Source organism: Patulibacter sp. (assembly GCF_030655195.1).
GTDB lineage: Bacteria > Actinomycetota > Thermoleophilia > Solirubrobacterales > Solirubrobacteraceae > Patulibacter.
On the sequence record NZ_JAURWA010000176.1, the window covers coordinates 25,285 to 42,832 of the forward strand.

The following is a 17,548-nucleotide window of genomic DNA, read 5'->3' on the forward strand; positions in this document are numbered from 1 at the left end:
CGGGTCAGTCGCCCACCCCGGAGATCTGCAGGGCCATGTAGGCCAGACCGGCGGCGCCGAGGACCCGACGCACCGCGTTGTCGCCCGCGGTCAGCTCGAGCCAGGCCCAGACGACGACGCCCATCCGCGAGACCGCCGTGGCGACCGCGGAGGCGTCGCCCGACAGCGCGCGCGCCGCGAGCGATCCGGCGACGGCGACGAGCAGGGGCGCGTTGGGGAACTGGACGAGCGGATAGGCGGCGGGCCAGCCGCGCTGCAGGCGTCGCCAGAGGGCACGGCGGTCGTCGGGCACGGGGCCAGCCTAGGGCTCCGGCCCGCACGGCCGGCGAGACACGTGGCGATCGCCGGACGGTTCGCCTGGCGCACCGGCGTCGCCCCCGCGGGGAGGGCGACGCCGGCCGGCGGCTCAGCGCCTCCCGAGCCGCGCGACCTCGAGCGCGTTGACCACGCCGTCCCCGTAGAACGAGTTGTGGCTCGTCGTGCCGGTGCACCGGGCGGTGTAGAGCGCCGGGTCCAGGTCGGGATCGGGGTAGGTCTGCACGCCGCCGGCCGGGCAGGGCGTCGGCGTCGCGGTGCCGCTCAGCAGGCGCTCCGTCTTCTTCGGATCCAGCGTCAGGCCACCGGCCCGCTTGTCGCGCTTGCCCTCCGCGGCCACGACGAGCGCCGCGACGCCCGCGGCGTGCGGACTGGCCATCGAGGTGCCCTGCAGGTACTGGTAGTACGACGCCCGACCGCCCGAGGTGTCCTTGACCACGAACGGCGTGGTCGGCTCACCAGCGGCGTCGATGTCCCCCGCCGCACGGCCGATGGCCTCGGGGTACGGCGCGAGCACGCCGTTCTGCGGCGAGCGGTACTGCGGCGTCCCGAACAGGTCGCGCGTGTCGCCACCGGGGGCGGCGACCTGCGTCTGCTCGAGGCTCCAGTTGGAGTAGTACGCCTTGCGGCCGCTGCGCCCGGTCGCCGAGACCCCGACGACGCCGTCGGTCTCGGTCGGCACGCTCAGGCAGCCGTTGTCGATGGTGCGCTGGTAGGCGGCGTCCGGCGGGTAGTCCGGCGAGACCCCGTCGACCTTCGGGTCGTCGATGTCGGTGTTCTCGTTGCCCAGCGCGGCGACGGGCAGGACGCCCTTCTTCCGCGCGTAGTCCACGGCACGCTGGACGGCGACGATGGTGGTCTGCTGCTGCGCCTGGGCGGCCGGGGAGTCCGCCGCGTTGCTGCGGCAGTTGTAGAGCCACGGGTCGATGTAGAAGCTCATGTTCACCACGTCGACGCCGTTGTCGGCCGCGTAGGTGAGCGCGTCGACGGTGGCCTGGGCGAAGAAGTAGCCGGAGTCCTGACCGGCGCGCAGGTTGACGATCGAGGCCTTCGGTGCGACGCCGGCGATGCCGGTGCCGTTCAGCGGCGAGGCGATCGTGCCGGCCACGTGGGTGCCGTGGCCGTCCTCGTCGACGTCCGCGGGATCGGTGCAGGACCCGTCGGGGTCCTCGGCGCACGGGCCGTCGATGAGCGGGTCGTCCGTAGTGAAGTTGCGCGACAGGCCGCGGTCGAAGTTCGGGGCGATGTCGGGGTGCGAGCCGTCGACGCCGGTGTCCATGATGCCGACGCGGACGCCCTCGCCCTGGTCGAAGCGGTAGCTCCCGGCGGAGCTCGCGCCGATCGCGGCCATGTCCCACTGCAGCGGCGCGAGCGGCTCGACGCCGGTCGCCGGCGGGTTGGGCGCGGGACGCTGGCCGCGGAGCTGGTCGCGGAGCGGCTGGTCCCGCTCGATGCGGCGCTGCCGCTGGACCCGCTTGGCGGCGGCCCGCGTCCGGGCCTGCGGCACGCTGCCGATGACCCGTCGCTCGGACGCGGCGGTGATCGCACGGGTCGCGACGGCGCGGCCGGCGAAGCCCTTCGGCCCGCGCACCTCGCCGACCGCGACGGCCCGGTTGTACTCGGAGACGGTGCCTCCGGCGGTCTTCACGGCGGCGCGGAAGGCCGCCGCCGAAGTGCCGTCCTTCGCGACGACGGTGTAGTCCCGCGCACTGGGCGCGGCGGACGCTGGGGCGGCACAGACGGCGCACGCGGCCGTCGCCACCCCGAGCGCGAATGCTCGGTGGAGCTGCATGAGGGGGGATCCTCCTGGTCACGTCCGGCGGGGGATCCGGACTGCGATCAACCCTCCCACAGCTCGCGGACCGCCTGCAACCGTCGCGGTGGCGGACCCGGAGCCCGACGTCTTCGCCACCGGGACAGATCCGCCCGCCGATCCGGTAGACCGCGTGCCCGACCGCCGGCGGCTCCCGCCGGGGACCTCAGGGGGCGTCGCGGTCGGGTCCGCCGGCCCGGTGCTCGTCGGCCAGGATCGCCCAGCGCTCGTGGTCGCGCCACAGGCCGTCGACCCGCAGGTAGTTGCGCGAGAGGCCCTCCCGGCGGAAGCCGAGACGCCGCACCAGGGCCAGCGACGGCACGTTGCCCGGCTGGACGTTGGCCTCGACGCGGTGCAGCCCCAGGGCACCGAACGCGTGGTCCAGCGCGAGCCCCACGCCCTCGGTCAGGTGCCCGCGCCGCTCGTGACCGGCGAAGGCCTCGTAGCCCACGTAGGCGTTCTGGAAGTCGCCCCGGAAGATCTGCGAGAGCGTCACCCGGCCGACGAGCGCGTCGTCCTCGCCGCGGACGACGAGGAAGCCCTCGACCGCGGGCGTGCGGAGCCGGGCGAGGTAGGCGGCGAACGCCTCGGGGGTGTCGGGCGCCGTCGCCCACCCGCGGTGCAGGTCGGCGCTGGCACGGACCGCGACGACGAACGCGTCGGCGTCGTGCGCGGTCGGTGGGCGCAGCCGCACCCGCGGGCCGACGAGCGTCGGGGCATCGTCGGTCCCGGTCCCCATCGCCCCATCGTAGGGCGACGCGGGACGCCCGAGGCCGCCCCCTCGGCGGACCCCGTGGCGGAGCGACGGCGACAGGGGCACGGCCGAGGGCGGGACGCGTGCCGCGGCCCGGGACGCGTCACGTGCGGCGCGACGACGGGCGCCGTCCCCCTACGATCCGCCGATGCCGTACCCACTGCGCCGCACCCGCGGCGTGCTCCTCCTCGTCCTCGTCGCCCTGCTCCTGCTCCTCGCGGGCGCCCGCGAGGCCTCCGCCCGCGCCCCGATGGTCAAGGGCCTGCAGGACACGCGACTGGTCATGTCGGACGTCCAGGCGGACCGCGACCTGTTCTGGAAGAAGGCCCGGCAGGCACGCGTCGGGCGGGTGCGCGTGCTCGTGTCGTGGGACGGCCGGGCCACGAAGCTCGCGCCCGACGTCGCGTTCCGCGTCCGTCGCGCGGCCGACGACGCCGCCGGCGCGGATGCCCGGCTCGTCGTCGGGATCTACGCCGCGGTCAACCGGGGCCGGGCCGTCCCCCGGCGGATCACCGGCACGCTGATCTCCCGCTTCTCGCGCTTCACCGCCTCGATGGGCAGCGAGTTCTCCGATCTGTCGCTCGGCGCGTACCTGACCTGGAACGAGCCGAACTTCCGCTCCATGTGGCCGCTGAACCAGCCCCGCACCTGGGTCCGGATGTCCAACGCGGCGTACCGGTCGTTCAAGCGCACCGACCCGGACACGAAGGTCTACGTCGGCGAGCCCGCCCCGAACGCCCGGACGAGCAACGCCGTCGAGCCCGGCACCTTCTTCCGGCGCGCGCTCTGCCTCGACTCGCGCTACCGCTCGCTGAACCGCTCCAAGTCGTGCCGCACCAAGCTGCTCGGCGACGGCTTCGCGATCCACACCCACGACTTCTTCAAGGGTCCGACGACGCGGCGGACGCCCGCGGACGCGTGGACGATGGGCAACCTGGCCGGGGCGATGCGGCAGATCCGCGCGCTCGGCCGCGCCGGCCGGATCACGAAGAAGGCCTCGCGCAACGTCCACATCACCGAGTTCGCGTACCGCACCCACGGGTCGGCACGCACCCCCGACGCGCGTGCGGCGCGCTGGCTGCGCCAGGCGTGGAACTTCGCCCGTCGCGAAGGCGTGGCCTCGATGACCTGGTACCAGCTGCAGGACCCGGGGCCGTCAGAGGAGTGGCGCTCCGGCATGCTCACCGGGTCGGGCCGCGAGCTGCGCACCTGGAGGACGTTCCGCTCGCTGCGGTAGGGCGGTCCGCTCGCTGCGGCGGATGGTGCCGTTCGCCGCGACGGCCGCCCTGCGACCCCCGACGACGCCCCGCAGGAGGACGGGCGGCCGACGGTCGGCCCGCCGGTCGTGCTCAGGCGCGGACGAGCGCCGCGCCGTCGGCCGGCCCGCCACGCAGGTCGAGCGGGCGCAGACCACCGGTCAACGCCCCGCGCAGCCGCTGCTGGAACGCCGACTCGGGCACGTCGACGACGCCGAGGCGGGCGGTGTGGTCCGTCCGTTGCTGGACGTCGAGGACCGCGAAGCCCGCGTCGCGGATCCGCACGGCCGCCGAAAGCACCGCGGCGGTGCCGGCGTCGGGGGCGACGTGGAACATCGACTCGAGGGTGTGGGCGCGGCCCAGCGTCACGCCGAAGGTGCCGCCGACGAGGTCGTCGCCGTCCCAGACCTCGAAGCTGCGCGCGTGGCCCCAGCGGTGCAGGGCGCGGTAGGCCTCGACCAGGCGCGGCGTCAGCCACTGCTCGCGACGCCCGAGGCCCGGCCGTGCCGCGCAGGCCTCGACGACCCGTCCGAAGGCGCGGTCCACCGTGAGGCGGTACCCGCGCCGGGGCAGGGTCCGCCGGAACGTCCGGGGCATCCGCACGGCGTCCAGCGGGAGGACCGCCCGCGGGTCCGCGCGGTAGGCGGCGACGCGGAACCGGCCGTCCTCGTCGAGCGTGTCCATCGGGAACGCCCCCTGCTCGTAGACGAACAGCATCCCGGGCGGGTCGAGGATCCAGGCCCCGTCGTCCGTATCGGCCCCGGGGCGTCCGTCCACGTCCCGACCGTAGCGCACGCCGCCCGGGACCCCGCCGGGTCCCGGCGCTCAGCGGGTGTCGACGAACAGGGTCTGCGTCGCGGTCCCGAAGCGACCGGCGGCGTCGTGCAGCTCGGTGGTCGTCAGGCCGGTGCCGGCGCGGTCCAGCTCGGTCCTGGACCGCACCCCGATCCACTCCCCGGCGGGGTCCCGGTGGACCGCGACGTGCAGGTCGCAGTTGACGAAGAGGTAGCCGTCGAAGCCGACCGGCGTCGACAGGCCGTTGCCGAAGTCGGCGGCGGCCGCGGCGCGCTGGGCGCCGCTGGGCGCCTCGCCCTCGACGACCGGCAGTCGCAGTCGCAGCCAGGCGCTCCGGCCGTCGGGTGCGGGCTCGTCGAGCGATCCGCCGAACACGCGGATCTCCATCGCCGTGGGGTGGAACGCGACCTCGCCCTCGGGCAGGAACCAGCTCGGGGTGGGCTCGAGGCCCTCGGGCGGCGGCAGCTCGGGCCACGGGGCGCCGATGCCCGCCGGCAGCGCCACCCGCCCGCGGCGCAGCAGCACGGCGCGCAGCTCCATCGCGGTGCGGCCGCCCGCCCGGAGGCTCGCCTCGACGACCTGGAACCGGCGTCCGCCCTTCGTCACCCGCGTCTCGATCTCGACCTCGCCGATCGGCACGGGCCCGAGGAACGTGTAGGACAGCGAGCTGATCCGCTGCCCGTCGACGGCCAGCGCCTCGACGGCCCGCGCCAGCAGGGCGGCCGGGGCCCCGCCGTGGGCGCTCGCCGCGTCCCAGGGTCCGCGGGCGACGGGGTGCAGCGTCCACGTGCTCGTGCCCTCGCCGCCGGCGGCGACCGGTCCGGGCGTCGCGATGACGTCCGGGGCGCTCATCCGACCGCGTCCGTGCGGGCGACGAGCCCCTCGATGACACGCGAGAGCTGTCCGCCCTGCCACGCGATCGGGGACTTCCCCTCGTCCTCGACGACGAGCGTCGCGTCGCCGAGCGCCTCGGCGTAGCGCTCCGCCACGGCGAGCGGGTGCCCCGGGTCCGCCGCGTCGCGGTCGCCCACGACGACGGCGGGCACCGTGATCGCCGCCAGCTCGTCCAGCGACCCGTACGGCGCGCTGCGGGAGACGGCCCGGATCGCGTCGGCGACGGCGTCGGGGTGCTCGTGCACCGACAGGCGCTGGTGCATCACCTTCTGCACCGTCGGGCGCCAGTCCTCGGGGATGCGGTCGAAGTCGTACGCGTCGACGAACCCGTCCGCTCCCCCGGCCACCAGGCCGTCGGCGAGCCGGTCCCAGCCGGCGAGATTGCGCTCGTCCGTCTCCTTGCCGGGCTCGTAGGCCGGGGTGACGACGACGAGGCCCGCCACGAGCTCGGGACGGCGCAGGGCCACCCGCACCGCGGTGTGCGCCCCCATCGACGCGCCGACGAGGACCGCCCGGTGCACGTCGTGCTCGGCGAGGACGGCGACGAGGTCGTCGGCCAGCACGTCGTAGCCGTAGGCCTCCGGCGTCGCCGCCGGATCCGACGCCCCGTGGCCGCGCGCGTCGTAGGTCAGGACGCGGTGGCCGGCCCGCTCGAGGTGCCGACTCCCCATCACGACGTAGCGGTGGCTCGCGGTGAGCCCGTGGAGCAGGACGACGGGCGGTCCGTCCCCGGCGACTTCGACGTGCAGCGGCATCGTCCTGAGTCCTACCAGCCCGCGGCCGGAGGCCCGCGTCCGCCGGTGCGACGCGCGCGCCGGGCAGGCGGCCCGCGGCCGGTCGGTCACCCGGTCGAGAGCGGCAGCGCCAGCTGGACGCCGGGGCCGTCCTCGAGCTCGAGCGACGCCATGCGGACGCCGAGCAGACGGACGGGCTGCGGCGGGTCGTACTCGCGGAGCATCCCGACGGCGGTGTCGGCGAGCGCCTCCTCGTCGACCACGGGATGCGGGAAGGTCCGCGAACGGGTGATCGTCGTGAAGTCCTTCAGGCGGACCTTGATCCCGACGGTCCGGCCCCGGCGGCCCTGCTTCTCGAGCGCCTCGAAGAGCTTGATCGACAGGCGACGCAGCTCCGCCTCCTGCTCGTCGCGGTCTGCGAGGTCGATCGAGAAGGTGTTCTCCCGGCTCTCGGACACGGGCTCGCGGACGGGCACGACGGGCGTGTCGTCGTCGAAGCGGCAGCGCCGCCAGAGCCAGGGGCCGTTGCGCGCGCCGTACCACTCCGACAACGTCGCCTCGTCGACCTTCGACAGCTCGCGGATCGTGGTGACGCCGCGACGGGCCAGGTCGTCCGTCGTCTTGGGTCCGATGCCGCCGAGGAGCCCCGGGGACTCGCCGGCCCAGCGGCGCCAGGCGTCGCGGCGGTCCAGCACGCAGAAGCCGCGCGGCTTCTCGGCGTCGGAGGCGAGCTTCGCGACGAGCTTGTTCGGGCCGATGCCGAGCGACACGTGCAGCTCGGTCTCCCTGAGGATCCGGGCCTGCAGACGGCGCATGGCGCTCTTGGGCATGGCCATCGCGGTGAGGTCCATGTAGGCCTCGTCGACGCTGACCTGCTCGACGATCTCGACCTCGTCGCGGACGATGCCCATGACCTCGGCCGAGGCCTCGCGGTAGGCGTCGTGGTCGGGTGGGACGACGATCGCCTGCGGGCAGCGGTGCTTCGCCGTGGCCAGCGGCATGGCGGAGCCGACGCCGAACTTCCGGGCCTCGTAGGTCGCCGTCGTGACGACGGACCTGGGCCCGTCGTGGGCCACGATGACGGGCTTGCCGCGCAGCTCCGGGCGGCGCAGCAGCTCGACGGAGGCGAAGAACGCGTCGCAGTCCAGGTGCCCGATGCACCGAACGGGTGTTCCCTCGGACCCCACCGCTCCAGGGTACGCCCGGGCCCGGCGGGACGGGCCACCCCGAGACGCTCGGGGGGCCCGGGGCCGTTTTCTAGCGGTCGACCTGGACCGTGCCGGTGGAGCCGAAGCCCAGGCGGTACTTCGTCGCCGCGGTGAGGTCGAACTCGCGGCCGGCGATGTAGGGGCCGCGGTCGACGACGCGGGCCTGGACCTGGCGGTTGCCCTTGCGGAGCGTGAGCTTCGTGCCGCACGGCAGCGTCTTGTGCGCGACGCCGATCGTGCCCGGGCTCAGGGTGCCGCCGCAGGCCAGCGCGCCGCCGTACAGGCCGGGGCCGTAGTACGAGGCGTACGCCGAGCGGAACCCGTGGATGCGCTCGACGCGTTCGATGTCGCCCTTGCCGCGCGAGTTGGAGACGATCCGCAGACGTGCGGACCGGTCGCCGATCTTGGCGATCTCGGTGCTGACGCGGAACCGGCCGTTCTTCGCCACCACGTCGCGGTCGATCGCGCGCCAGGCGGAGCCGCGGCGCACCTCGAGCCGGACGCGCTGACCGGCGGTGTGGTTGCGGACGCGGCCGCCGTAGACGGCGGTGCGGCCGACGAGCCCCGAGCCGCGCTCGGTCGTCGGGCGGATGTCGGGCGTCCGGTTGCGCTTCTTCGCCGCAGCCGGTGCGGCCGCGGTCGTGCCCGGTACCGGGGCGGCGGCGGGCGTCAGCGACGCGGCCGGCACGGCGCCGGACGGGGACTCGCTCGCGCCGGCGGGCGCGGAGGCGAGGGCGGGGACTGCAGCGGTCAGGGCCAGCGCCAGCCCGGCCGCGAACGCGGCCCGGGTCGGCGTGACGACGACGTCACGGTTCACGATGGATCTCTCCTCTTCGGGGAGACGCCTACGGAGTTAGCTGACGGGCTCGCAGCCTGCGGTCGGGCCGCACATGGGTGCGGATCGGCCCCAGGACGCTACGGACGAGCCGGATCCGTCACGACGGGTGTCGTGGACGTGATCGTCGCGTCCGATTCGCCCCGTGCCGCGCCACCCGAGGGAGGGTGCTGCGGCGGTGGGTCCCCCGTTCGGAACGTGCGGGCACGTCCCGACTCGGCGTCGGTGAAGGTCTCGTGAACAGTAGGGGCCCGAGGCGGGGGTGCCCCGTGCGATGTCGCACACCCGCCAGGAGGGTGCCGGTACGCCGATGGAGCGCCGTCACGCCACCGGCGTTCCGCGCCGGCGGTCGGGGTCCGGCGGGATCAGAGCAGCGTCGAGATCATCGTCATGACCGTCGCCGCGGCCATCTCGGAGCCCTCGAGCTCTGCGCGCATCCGCGCCAGACCGAGCCGGAGGCGCCCCTTCACGGTGCCCAGCGGCAGACCGGACCGGTCCGCGATCTGGTTGGCGGTCAGGTCGCCCCAGCAGGCGAGGGCGATGGCCTCGCGCTGGGGCACCGGGAGCGCCGACATGGCGCGCAGGAGGGCGGCGCGCGCCTCGTTGCGCTCGGCCTCGGAGACGACCACGTCGCGCGGCTGCGGGAGCGGCGCGGCGGCGAGGCGATCGCTCGCCCGACCGGCGGCCTGCCCCGAGCGGAGCACGTCGAGGGCGCGCGACCGCGCGACCATCCGGACGTAGGCGCCGAGCGGACCGCGGGCGGGGTCGAAGCACCGGGGGTCCCGCCAGAGCCGGATGAAGACGTCGTGGACGACGTCCTCGACGTCCGAGCGCCGCCCTGAGGGCGCGAGGATGCCGGCGGCCACGTGGGCCGCACCGGGCGCGTGCTCGGCGTAGGCGCGCGCGAAGTCGTCGGGATCTCGGAGGTTCATCGGGCTCGACGCGGACGGCGTCCCGTCAAGAGTAGCGGCCCGCCAAGCCATCGTTGACGCGCCATCCGTCGAGTCGGGCCGCCCCGTCGCCTCCACGATGGGCGGGGCCGCCGGCTCCCGGCCCCCATCCCGGCGTCCGCCCGGCGGTCCCGCGGACCCCGGGGTGCTGCCCCGACGAGCCATCCGGACGGTGCTCAGCCGATGGGCCGCACCGCGATCACCATGCGGGTGACTGCGCACGCACGCCCCTGGTCGTCGGTCATCCGCACGTCCCAGACCCAGGTCGTGCGGCCCTTGTGCAGACGCTCCGCGCGCGCGTGGACGGTTCCGTCGAAGCACGGCCGCAGGAAGTTCGTGGTGTTCGAGAGGCCCTGCGCCATCGACCCCTCGGGCACGACCGCCCGGGCGGTGGCCATCGACGTCAGCGACTCGGCGATCGCCGCGTAGACGCCGCCGTGCACGAGACCCATGGGCTGACGCACGTGGTCGCCCACGGGGAGCGTGGCCTCGGCCCAGTCCTCGCCGAAGTCCCCGACCTGCAGGCCGATCAGGCCGTCGAGGGTCTTCTCCGGGGCGATCTTCGGCTCGAACTCCATGGCGCGATCGTACGCGGCCGCGGACACGGGCCACGGTCCGGTCGCCGGAGCTTCGCCCCCTCTTACCTCCCGCGAAGGTGGGCCTCTATAGGCTCAGGTCCGATGTCCCGTTTGCAGGAGCTTCACCCGGACCAGCAGGCCGTCCTCCAGCTCGTGCTGCGGCGGCGTATGCCCTACGCCGACCTCGCCGGTCTGCTCGACCTGACGCCCGAGGGCGTCCGGGAGCGTGCCCTGGACGCGATCGACGGCCTCGCGCCCGAGGACGTCGAGGGACTGGCCCTCGAGGACCGCGACCGGATCGCCGACCACCTGCTGGGGCAGGATGCGGGCGCCGACCGCGAGGCGACCGCCGCCCTGATCGCCGAGCACGTGCCGGCCACGACCTGGGCGACCACCGTCGCCGTCGAGCTGGAGCCGCTCGGCGGCCCGGCCGCCGAGCTCGGCGCCGCCGTCGCAGGCACGCCCGGCGCGATCGAGCCCGGGACCCCCGGGTCCGCCGTCGCCGGCGGGGCCGCCGCGGCGATCGCGGGGGACGCGACCGCGGCCCCCGACACCGGTGCGACCGGTGACGGCGCACCCGTGGCCGGTGCCGCCCCGGAGGCGGTCGGTGCCGACGCCGCGCCCGCCTACCAGGCCCCCGCCACGGGCCGACCGGTCCACGGTGCCCCGACGAGCACGCCCGCGGCGACCGCCGACGCGGCACCCCGCACCCCGCGCCGCGGCGCCGCAGGCGGCCGTCGCACTTCGCTCGCCGGTCGGCCCCCGAAGGTGCTGGCCGGTGCCGGCGCGGCCGCGCTGGTCGTCCTGCTCCTCGTCCTCTGGATCGCCGGCGCGTTCGGCGGCGGCTCGGGCGACGACGGAGACACGCAGGCGAGCGCCCCGCCCGCCACGACGACCGCCGCCGCCGACGCGACGCCGACCGCCGCCCAGCGGGCCGCGGCCGCGCAGTTCGTCGCCGCCCTCCCGCAGAGCATCAGCTTCCGTCCCACGTCGAGCACGCCGGCGGCGTACCGGCGCGTGACGGGGACGGCCAAGCCGGCGATCAGCCAGGCCAACGCCGCCAGCCCCGTCCTGGCCCTCACGATCCGCGGCCTGCCCGCGCCGACGAGCTCGCGGAGCTACTTCGCGTGGGCCGACAAGAACGGCGCCGACCCGATCTTCCTCGGTCAGCTGACCGACCGCAGCGGCGCCGAGCTGCCGTTCCAGGGCCTGGACCTGAAGACCCGTCAGGCCGCCGTCGTCGATCCGACGACGTACTCCCGCGTGCGGATCACGCTCGAGACGAAGCCGCAGCCGAGCCGCCCGGGCCCGACGATCATCGTCGGCACGATCACCCCCCGCGCCAGCTAGCGACGGGGAGCGGCGGCCGGCGACACCGGCCGCCGGTCTCAGGCCTCGACGAGCTCGATCAGGCCCTTCAGGGCCAGCGCGGCGTGCTCCTTCGAGGCCTTCGTGCCGAGCCGCCCGGCGAAGAAGCCCTTCTGCTTCAGCTCGCGCTCGACCACGACCGTGACGCGCGTCCCGGCGTCGCCGTCGGGCTCGAGGCGCACCTCGACGAAGCTCTTCACGAGCGCCTTCGCGAACGGGGTGTTGGCGAGCTGCTGCTCCCAGCGCTGCAGCTCGGGCCGCCTCGACGTGCGGACCTGCCAGTCCGTCCGCACCGCGACGCCGCGGGAGGATCGCAGCACGAGCGTGAAGACCCCGCCCTGGACGTCCTCGGCGCGCTCGGCGTTGGGCCACCACGGAGCCAGCCGCGAACCGTCGGACACGTGGTGCCAGACCCACTCCGGGTCCGCCGTCGTCGTCCTGCTGGCCGAACCGGTGGCGAGGGCGCCCATGCGTCAGTCCTCGTAGGAGATCAGGGAGAACACGTCGTGCGGCGCCAGCGCGGCGCGGCCGCCGAGGAACGCCAGCTCCGCGAGGAACGAGCAGCCGACGACCTGTCCGCCCAGACGTTCCACGAGCGCGCAGAGCGCGACCGCCGTGCCGCCGGTGGCGAGCAGGTCGTCGTGCACGAGGACCCGCGTGCCCGAGGGCAGCAGGTCCGCGTGGACGTGCAGCTCGTCCGTCCCGTACTCCAGCTCGTAGGTCACCGAGAGCGTCGCCCGCGGCAGCTTGTCGGGCTTGCGCGCCAGGAGGAACCCGGCACCCAGCTCGCGCGCGACCGCGGGCCCGAGCAGGAAGCCGCGGGCCTCCGCGCCGATGACGGCCTGCACGCCGAGCTCCCGTGCGGCGGCCGTGAGGCGGTCCACGGCGGCGGCGAGGGCCTCGGGATGCGCCAGCACGGGCGAGATGTCCCGGAACGTGATCCCGGGCTGAGGATGGTCCGGGATGTCGACGACGTGGGACTTCAGGTCGACGTGGTCCGTGGCGGCGCGGGTCACGGGACCAAGCGTCGCAGGTCGCGCACGAGCAGCAGGTGCTTGAGCCGCATCGTCGTCGCCGCCAGGGTCTCGAGCGCCTCGACCGCCTCGGACCGGCGCTCGGCGCTGCGCGAGCGCAGGGAGGGCCCGAGCAGCTGCTCGAGGAGCGCCCCCTCGCGGTCGGCGGAGCTGCGCAGCACCCGCAGGTGCCGGCCGCCGACCCCGTAGTGGGAGAGCTCGACGGCGGCGCGCACGATCTCGCGCTCGTCGTCGTCGAAGACGATCGCGCCGTCCCGCGTGGTCCCCTGCACGACGCCGAAGTCGCGCAGCTCCTTGACCAGCGCCGGCGTGGCGCGCGTGTCGTCGCAGAGCTGCTCGAGCGTGTGCAGCGCGGTCCCGCCGCCGCGGAGGGCGATCGGGCCGGTGCGGTGCACGGCGTGGTCGTGGTCGGGCTCGTCGGGCTCCCCCGGTCCGGCGACGCGCGGCGCGTCCTGCCCGCGACCGGCGGCGAGCTCCTGACGGATCACCCGCAGCGGCAGGAACTCGTCGCGCTGGAGCCGCAGGATCGTGCGCAGCCGGTCGACGTCGTCCGTGCTGAACAGGCGGTAGCCGCCCGACGTGCGTCGCGGTTGGAGGAGCTTCTGCTCCTCGAGGTAGCGGATCTTCGAGATCGAGATGTCCGGGAACTCGCCGACCAGGAGCTTGCAGACCTGGCCGATCGTCAGCGGGCGGCCCGTGCGGACGGGCGGCGGCGCGGCGGCCGGCGCAGGCACCGCCGCCGGCGGCGCGACGGGCACCGCAGCGGATTCCGGCGGCGGACCGGCCGGCGGGTCCCCCGCGCGCTCCGTCCCCGGCCCGTCGCTCACCCGGTCCTCAGCGACCGAGGAACGTGAGCTTGAACTTGCCGACCTGGACCTCGTCGCCGTCGTGCAGCAGCGCGCTGTCGATCCGGCCCCGGTTGACGTACGTGCCGTTGAGCGAGCCGAGGTCGTCGATGTGCCAGCCGTCGCCCCGGGCGACGACGAGCGCGTGGTCGCGGGAGACGGTGACGTCGTCGAGGAACATGTCGCTCTCGGGACGGCGGCCGATCGTGATGCGGTCGCCCTGGAGCGGCACGCTCTCGCCCTCGCGGCCCCCACCGGCACGGACGACCAGCGCGGCGACGCCCTGCTCCTGCAGCGCGCCGATGTCGACCGCGGCGATCTCGCCGGAGTCCTGCAGGTGGTAGGTGGCCGTGGTCGGCTCGTTGACGCCGGCGACGTCCGCCAGGTAGGCCCCGCACTTGGGACAGAAGTTCGCCGCGGTCCCCGCGACGAACCCGCACTCGGGGCAGTGGACCGCCATCAGGCCGGCGCGTCCCCGCCCTCGTCCTCGTCGCGGGCGACGACGGGTGCCTCGTCGGGCACGGGACGCAGGCCGCCGACGCGGCCGGAGAGGATCTCGGTGAGGCGGTCGACGTCCGACCCGTGGATGACGGTGCCGCCCTCGTCGTGGCGCAGCCGCAGGCGGCTGACGAGCTCGGCGCGGAGGATGTCGATCTGGCCGTGGAGGATCCGCCGGCGATAGCTGACCTCGGTCTCCTCGGCCGTCAGGCGGTCGATGATCGCCTTGAGCTCTTCGTCCGGGAGGCTGCCGAGATCGGGAAAGGTGTCGTCCATGGTGTGGGGCGCCCGCGGGAAGAGGGCGCCGCGGCGAGCATACCAGCGGTCCCGACGGAGATCTGGACCTCCGGTTGAGGGTGCACCTCGGGGAGCCTTCAGGCGCCGGCGGCGGGACCCGGAGCCGGACCGTCGCCGGCCCCCGCGTCGGCGGCTGCGGCCGCGCGCTCTCGCAGCTGGCGACGGCCGTCGCGCTCGTACCTGATGGTCGCCATGATCGCCATCCCCACCCCGACCACCAGCGCGACCTTCGCGGGCCAGCCGACCCCGACCAGCGCCGCGAAGAGGCCCGCCATCAGCGGCCAGACGGCCAGGCGGCCCCACCAGTTGACCCCGAGCCGGACGTCCTTCTTCAGCGCGCGTCGCGCGGCGTCCGTCGTGTACAGCTCGCGGACGACGAGGACCGCGAGCGCCTCGCGGGGCAACAGGTCGAAGTGCCAGCAGACGATGCCGCCGGCCACCACCAGCGCCCGGTCGGTGATCGGGTCCAGCAGCGTGCCGAACCGGCTGTACTGGCCCGTCAGCCGGGCGAGGAAGCCGTCGAGGTAGTCCGACGCGGCGATCAGGGCGAACAGCAGCGCCGGTCCGAGCCGCGTGCCGTCGTCGCTCGACAGCGCGAGCACGAGGAAGACGGGAATCAGGGCCAGCCGGAGCAGCCCGACGACGTTGGGGATCGTCCAGACCCGCAGGGGCTGGCCCGCCAGGGTCTCGATCGGCGGCGGCCCCGACCGGTCGATGCCGAAGAGCCGGTAGACGGTCATGCGGGCGGGCTCGGTGAGCTCGCGGGTGCGCTCGCGGACGTGCTCCGTCCGCTCCATCGCCCGATCGCGCACCTGGTCGGTGCGCTCGCGGACCTGCTCCGTCCGCTCCCGCGTGCGCTCCCGAACCTGGTCGCGGCGCTCGCGGCCCTTTGCGCGGGCGCGGTCGGCCCGCTGCCGCATGCGGTCGGACGGGCGGTCGACGGGATCGCCGCCGGGGCCGTCGACGCCGTCGTCCGCCGGCGTGGTCCCGTCGTCCGGCCGGCCGCCGGTCGAGGGGCTCAGGACGCCCGCTCCGCCGCTGCGGCCGAGGCCGTCCGCGCGGACGGCGCGGGACCGCGGCGACCCGTCGGCGACCGCGGGGCGGTCGGGCGACCGGAGCCCGGCGCGATCTTGGGCGGCGACGTCATCGACCGGGAATCTACGGGACGGCGGGACGCCGGGCGTCCGGGTGAGGCCCGTCGCGCAGGCCCGGGAGGCGGCCTCTGTAGGTTGGATCACAGCGGGCTTGCCGCACGGCGGCCCGCGCCACCGTTCCGCCCCCTTCCGAGGAGCCCCCTATGGCGTTCTCCGTTCCCCCGCTGCCCTACGCGTTCGACGCGCTGGAGCCTCACATCGACGCCAAGACGATGGAGATCCACCACGACAAGCACCACCAGGCGTACGTCGACAAGACGAACGCGGCGCTCGAGGGCACCGAGTTCGCCGACAAGCCGATCGAGGAGATCGTCGCGAACCTCGGCGCGCTCCCCGCCGACAAGCAGGGCCCCGTCCGCAACAACGGCGGCGGCCACTACAACCACACCCTGTTCTGGGAGGCCCTCCAGGGCGGCGGCGTGCAGACGCCCTCCGGCGACCTGGCCTCCGCGATCGACGAGGCCTTCGGCTCCTTCGACGAGTTCAAGACGAAGTTCCAGGACGCCGGCGTCGCGCGCTTCGGCTCCGGCTGGGTCTGGCTCGTCAAGGGCGACGCCGGCCTCGAGATCATCTCGACGCCCAACCAGGACACGCCGCTGGCCGAGGGCAAGACGCCGCTCCTGGGCAACGACGTGTGGGAGCACGCCTACTACCTGACGTACCAGAACAAGCGCCCCGCGTACCTCGAGGCCTTCTGGAACGTCGTCGACTGGAACAAGGTCGCGGAGCGCTTCGCCGCCTGAGTGAGTCTGGACGCCGCCGGGCCGGGACATCGTCCGGGCCCGGCCGAGCGTCCGGCGGCCGCGCCGTCCGGGCCACGCCGATGTTCGGCACCGGCCCGACGGCTCGAGGCCTTTCCTCCGCTCCCGCCTCAGCTCGAGCGGGTGAAGCGGCGACCGGCGGTCGGCGAGGACGTCTCGTCCGCGAACGCCTTCGCCGCCTCGACGGGCGTCGTGCCGGCCTCGGCGAGCGCGTCCTGCTCCGCGCGCTGCGCGTCCTTCTCCATCTGCGCGAGGCGCTCCGGCGTCATCGCCGAGAGATCCTCGTTCTCCGACAGCCACTTCGTGGCCTCGGCGGCCTCGTGGTGGTCGATGACGACCTGCTTGCCCGAGGCGTAGTAGCGGTCGATCTCCTTGAACAGCTCGTCGACCAGGTCGCCGGTCTTGACCTTCTTGAGCGGCTCGCCCTTCGAGAAGATCATCCCCGAGTCCTTGGCGCCGGTGATGCCGAAGTCCGCGTGGCGGGCCTCGCCGATGCCGTTGACCGCGCACCCGAGGACCGAGACCTCGATCGGGTCGTCGTAGGCGGTGAGGCGCTGCTCGACCTCCTGCACGACGGAGTCCATGTCGAACTGCAGGCGGCCGCAGGTCGGGCACGCGATCAGGACCGGGCCCTTCTCGCGCAGCTTCAAGGCCTTGAGGATCTCGAACGCGACCTTGACCTCCTCCTCCGCGTGGAAGGTCGAGAGGCTGATCCGGACGGTGTCGCCGATGCCGTCGGCCAGCAGCGTGCCGAGGCCGACGGCGCTCTTCAGCGATCCGGTCCACTTCGTCCCGGCCTCGGTCACGCCGAGGTGCAGCGGGTAGTCGATGCGCTGCGCGAGCAGGCGGTTCGAGGCGATCGTGTTGGGCACCGACGTCGACTTCATCGAGACCTTGAAGTCCCCGAAGTCCAGCGACTCCATCAGCGCGACGGTCTCCTCGGCCGCGGCGACCAGCGCGCCGACCGGGTCGGTGAACTCGAGCTCGCGCAGGTGCTTGGGCAGCGAGCCCGAGTTGACGCCCACGCGGATCGGCACCTCGTACTGCTTGGCGGTCGCCACGACCTCGGCGACCTTCTCCGGTCCACCGATGTTGCCGGGGTTCAGGCGGATGCAGTGGGCGCCCGCCTCGATCGCCTTGATCGCCAGCGTGTGGTTGAAGTGGATGTCGGCGATGATCGGGATCGGCGACCGCTTCACGATCGTCTTCAGCGCCTCGACGTCCTCGTTGCGCGGCACCGCGACGCGGACGAGGTCGGCCCCCGCCTCGGCGACCCGGTGGATCTGGGCCATCGTCTCGGGCAGGTTGGCCGTCTCCGTCTTCGTCATCGTCTGGACGGCGACGGGCGCACCTCCGCCGATGAGGACGTCGCCGACACGGATCTGGCGCTTCGAGGACACACCTGGATTGTACGCTGGTGCGCCGCCCGGCCGGTGAACCACCCGTGCGCGTGTCGGGA

At 74.6% G+C, this 17,548-nt stretch carries 20 protein-coding genes; 3 read left to right on the forward strand and 17 right to left on the reverse strand.

Translation table 11 applies throughout. The features are described 5' to 3' along the window. Positions 1-4: 4 nt before the first annotated feature. The 3 genes from Q7T67_RS18925 to Q7T67_RS18935 all read right to left on the reverse strand — a co-directional run bounded on the left by Q7T67_RS18925 (position 5) and on the right by Q7T67_RS18935 (position 2,867). Positions 5-292 (reverse strand): hypothetical protein, encoded by a 288-nt coding sequence (locus tag Q7T67_RS18925; protein WP_304793513.1) that lies wholly within the window; start codon positions 290-292, stop codon positions 5-7. 114 nt (positions 293-406) lie between these two features. Further along, complete coding sequence (locus tag Q7T67_RS18930; RefSeq protein WP_304793515.1) at positions 407-2,107, reverse strand: S8 family serine peptidase; 1,701 nt, start codon at positions 2,105-2,107, stop codon at positions 407-409. Between the two features lie 187 nt (positions 2,108-2,294). After that, a complete protein-coding gene (locus tag Q7T67_RS18935) occupies positions 2,295-2,867 on the reverse strand; it encodes a GNAT family N-acetyltransferase (protein WP_304793518.1) in 573 nt (190 codons plus the stop codon). A 163-nt stretch (positions 2,868-3,030) separates the two neighbouring features. Between Q7T67_RS18935 and Q7T67_RS18940 the strand changes: the two genes are divergently transcribed. Beyond that, positions 3,031-4,119, forward strand: a complete 1,089-nt coding sequence (locus tag Q7T67_RS18940) for a hypothetical protein (protein ID WP_304793521.1) — start codon at positions 3,031-3,033, stop codon at positions 4,117-4,119. Positions 4,120-4,231: 112 nt separating this feature from the next. Here Q7T67_RS18940 and aat read toward each other — a convergent pair whose 3' ends face one another. The 7 genes from aat to Q7T67_RS18975 form a co-directional block, all read right to left on the reverse strand. Further along, positions 4,232-4,915, reverse strand: coding sequence for a leucyl/phenylalanyl-tRNA--protein transferase (gene aat / locus Q7T67_RS18945; protein ID WP_304793523.1), 684 nt, complete (start codon positions 4,913-4,915; stop codon positions 4,232-4,234). A gap of 48 nt (positions 4,916-4,963) precedes the next feature. Next, positions 4,964-5,785 carry a thioesterase family protein gene (locus Q7T67_RS18950; RefSeq protein WP_304793526.1) on the reverse strand — a complete coding sequence of 274 codons (822 nt, stop codon included), beginning with the start codon at positions 5,783-5,785 and terminating at the stop codon, positions 4,964-4,966. Then, the gene (locus tag Q7T67_RS18955) at positions 5,782-6,582 is read right to left on the reverse strand and encodes an alpha/beta fold hydrolase (protein ID WP_304793529.1); all 801 of its coding nucleotides are present in this window, start codon (positions 6,580-6,582) and stop codon (positions 5,782-5,784) included. Before Q7T67_RS18955 ends, Q7T67_RS18950 begins: the two co-directional genes overlap by 4 nt. A gap of 86 nt (positions 6,583-6,668) precedes the next feature. Beyond that, entirely contained in the window at positions 6,669-7,748 is a 1,080-nt protein-coding gene (gene dinB, locus Q7T67_RS18960; protein WP_304793532.1) for a DNA polymerase IV, read from the reverse strand. A gap of 70 nt (positions 7,749-7,818) precedes the next feature. Further along, positions 7,819-8,586, reverse strand: a complete 768-nt coding sequence (locus tag Q7T67_RS18965) for a septal ring lytic transglycosylase RlpA family protein (protein WP_304793536.1) — start codon at positions 8,584-8,586, stop codon at positions 7,819-7,821. 383 nt (positions 8,587-8,969) lie between these two features. Further along, positions 8,970-9,536, reverse strand: coding sequence for an RNA polymerase sigma factor (locus tag Q7T67_RS18970; RefSeq protein WP_304793539.1), 567 nt, complete (start codon positions 9,534-9,536; stop codon positions 8,970-8,972). 194 nt (positions 9,537-9,730) lie between these two features. Continuing rightward, complete coding sequence (locus Q7T67_RS18975; protein WP_304793542.1) at positions 9,731-10,132, reverse strand: PaaI family thioesterase; 402 nt, start codon at positions 10,130-10,132, stop codon at positions 9,731-9,733. A gap of 102 nt (positions 10,133-10,234) precedes the next feature. Here Q7T67_RS18975 and Q7T67_RS18980 point away from each other — a divergent pair, with 102 nt between their 5' ends. Then, positions 10,235-11,482: a hypothetical protein gene (locus Q7T67_RS18980; RefSeq protein WP_304793545.1), complete on the forward strand. Its 1,248-nt coding sequence runs from the start codon at positions 10,235-10,237 to the stop codon at positions 11,480-11,482. A 38-nt stretch (positions 11,483-11,520) separates the two neighbouring features. Here Q7T67_RS18980 and Q7T67_RS18985 read toward each other — a convergent pair whose 3' ends face one another. From Q7T67_RS18985 to Q7T67_RS19010, 6 genes are all read right to left on the reverse strand, one after another. Further along, positions 11,521-11,970, reverse strand: a complete 450-nt coding sequence (locus Q7T67_RS18985; RefSeq protein ID WP_304793548.1) for an SRPBCC domain-containing protein — start codon at positions 11,968-11,970, stop codon at positions 11,521-11,523. Positions 11,971-11,973: 3 nt separating this feature from the next. Further along, entirely contained in the window at positions 11,974-12,516 is a 543-nt protein-coding gene (locus Q7T67_RS18990) for an adenine phosphoribosyltransferase (RefSeq protein ID WP_304793551.1), read from the reverse strand. After that, entirely contained in the window at positions 12,513-13,292 is a 780-nt protein-coding gene (locus Q7T67_RS18995; RefSeq protein WP_304793554.1) for a MerR family transcriptional regulator, read from the reverse strand. Before Q7T67_RS18995 ends, Q7T67_RS18990 begins: the two co-directional genes overlap by 4 nt. Positions 13,293-13,368: 76 nt before the next feature. Then, complete coding sequence (locus Q7T67_RS19000; protein ID WP_304793557.1) at positions 13,369-13,839, reverse strand: FHA domain-containing protein; 471 nt, start codon at positions 13,837-13,839, stop codon at positions 13,369-13,371. After that, entirely contained in the window at positions 13,839-14,153 is a 315-nt protein-coding gene (locus tag Q7T67_RS19005) for a hypothetical protein (RefSeq protein WP_304793560.1), read from the reverse strand. Before Q7T67_RS19005 ends, Q7T67_RS19000 begins: the two co-directional genes overlap by 1 nt. Before the next feature lie 98 nt (positions 14,154-14,251). Continuing rightward, entirely contained in the window at positions 14,252-15,094 is an 843-nt protein-coding gene (locus Q7T67_RS19010) for a CDP-alcohol phosphatidyltransferase family protein (protein WP_304793563.1), read from the reverse strand. A 377-nt stretch (positions 15,095-15,471) separates the two neighbouring features. Between Q7T67_RS19010 and Q7T67_RS19015 the strand changes: the two genes are divergently transcribed. Then, complete coding sequence (locus Q7T67_RS19015; RefSeq protein WP_304793566.1) at positions 15,472-16,071, forward strand: superoxide dismutase; 600 nt, start codon at positions 15,472-15,474, stop codon at positions 16,069-16,071. Between the two features lie 128 nt (positions 16,072-16,199). On the opposite strand, the gene ispG is transcribed toward Q7T67_RS19015, so the two are convergent. Then, a complete protein-coding gene (ispG, locus tag Q7T67_RS19020; protein WP_304793569.1) occupies positions 16,200-17,489 on the reverse strand; it encodes a flavodoxin-dependent (E)-4-hydroxy-3-methylbut-2-enyl-diphosphate synthase in 1,290 nt (429 codons plus the stop codon). Positions 17,490-17,548 lie beyond the last annotated feature (59 nt).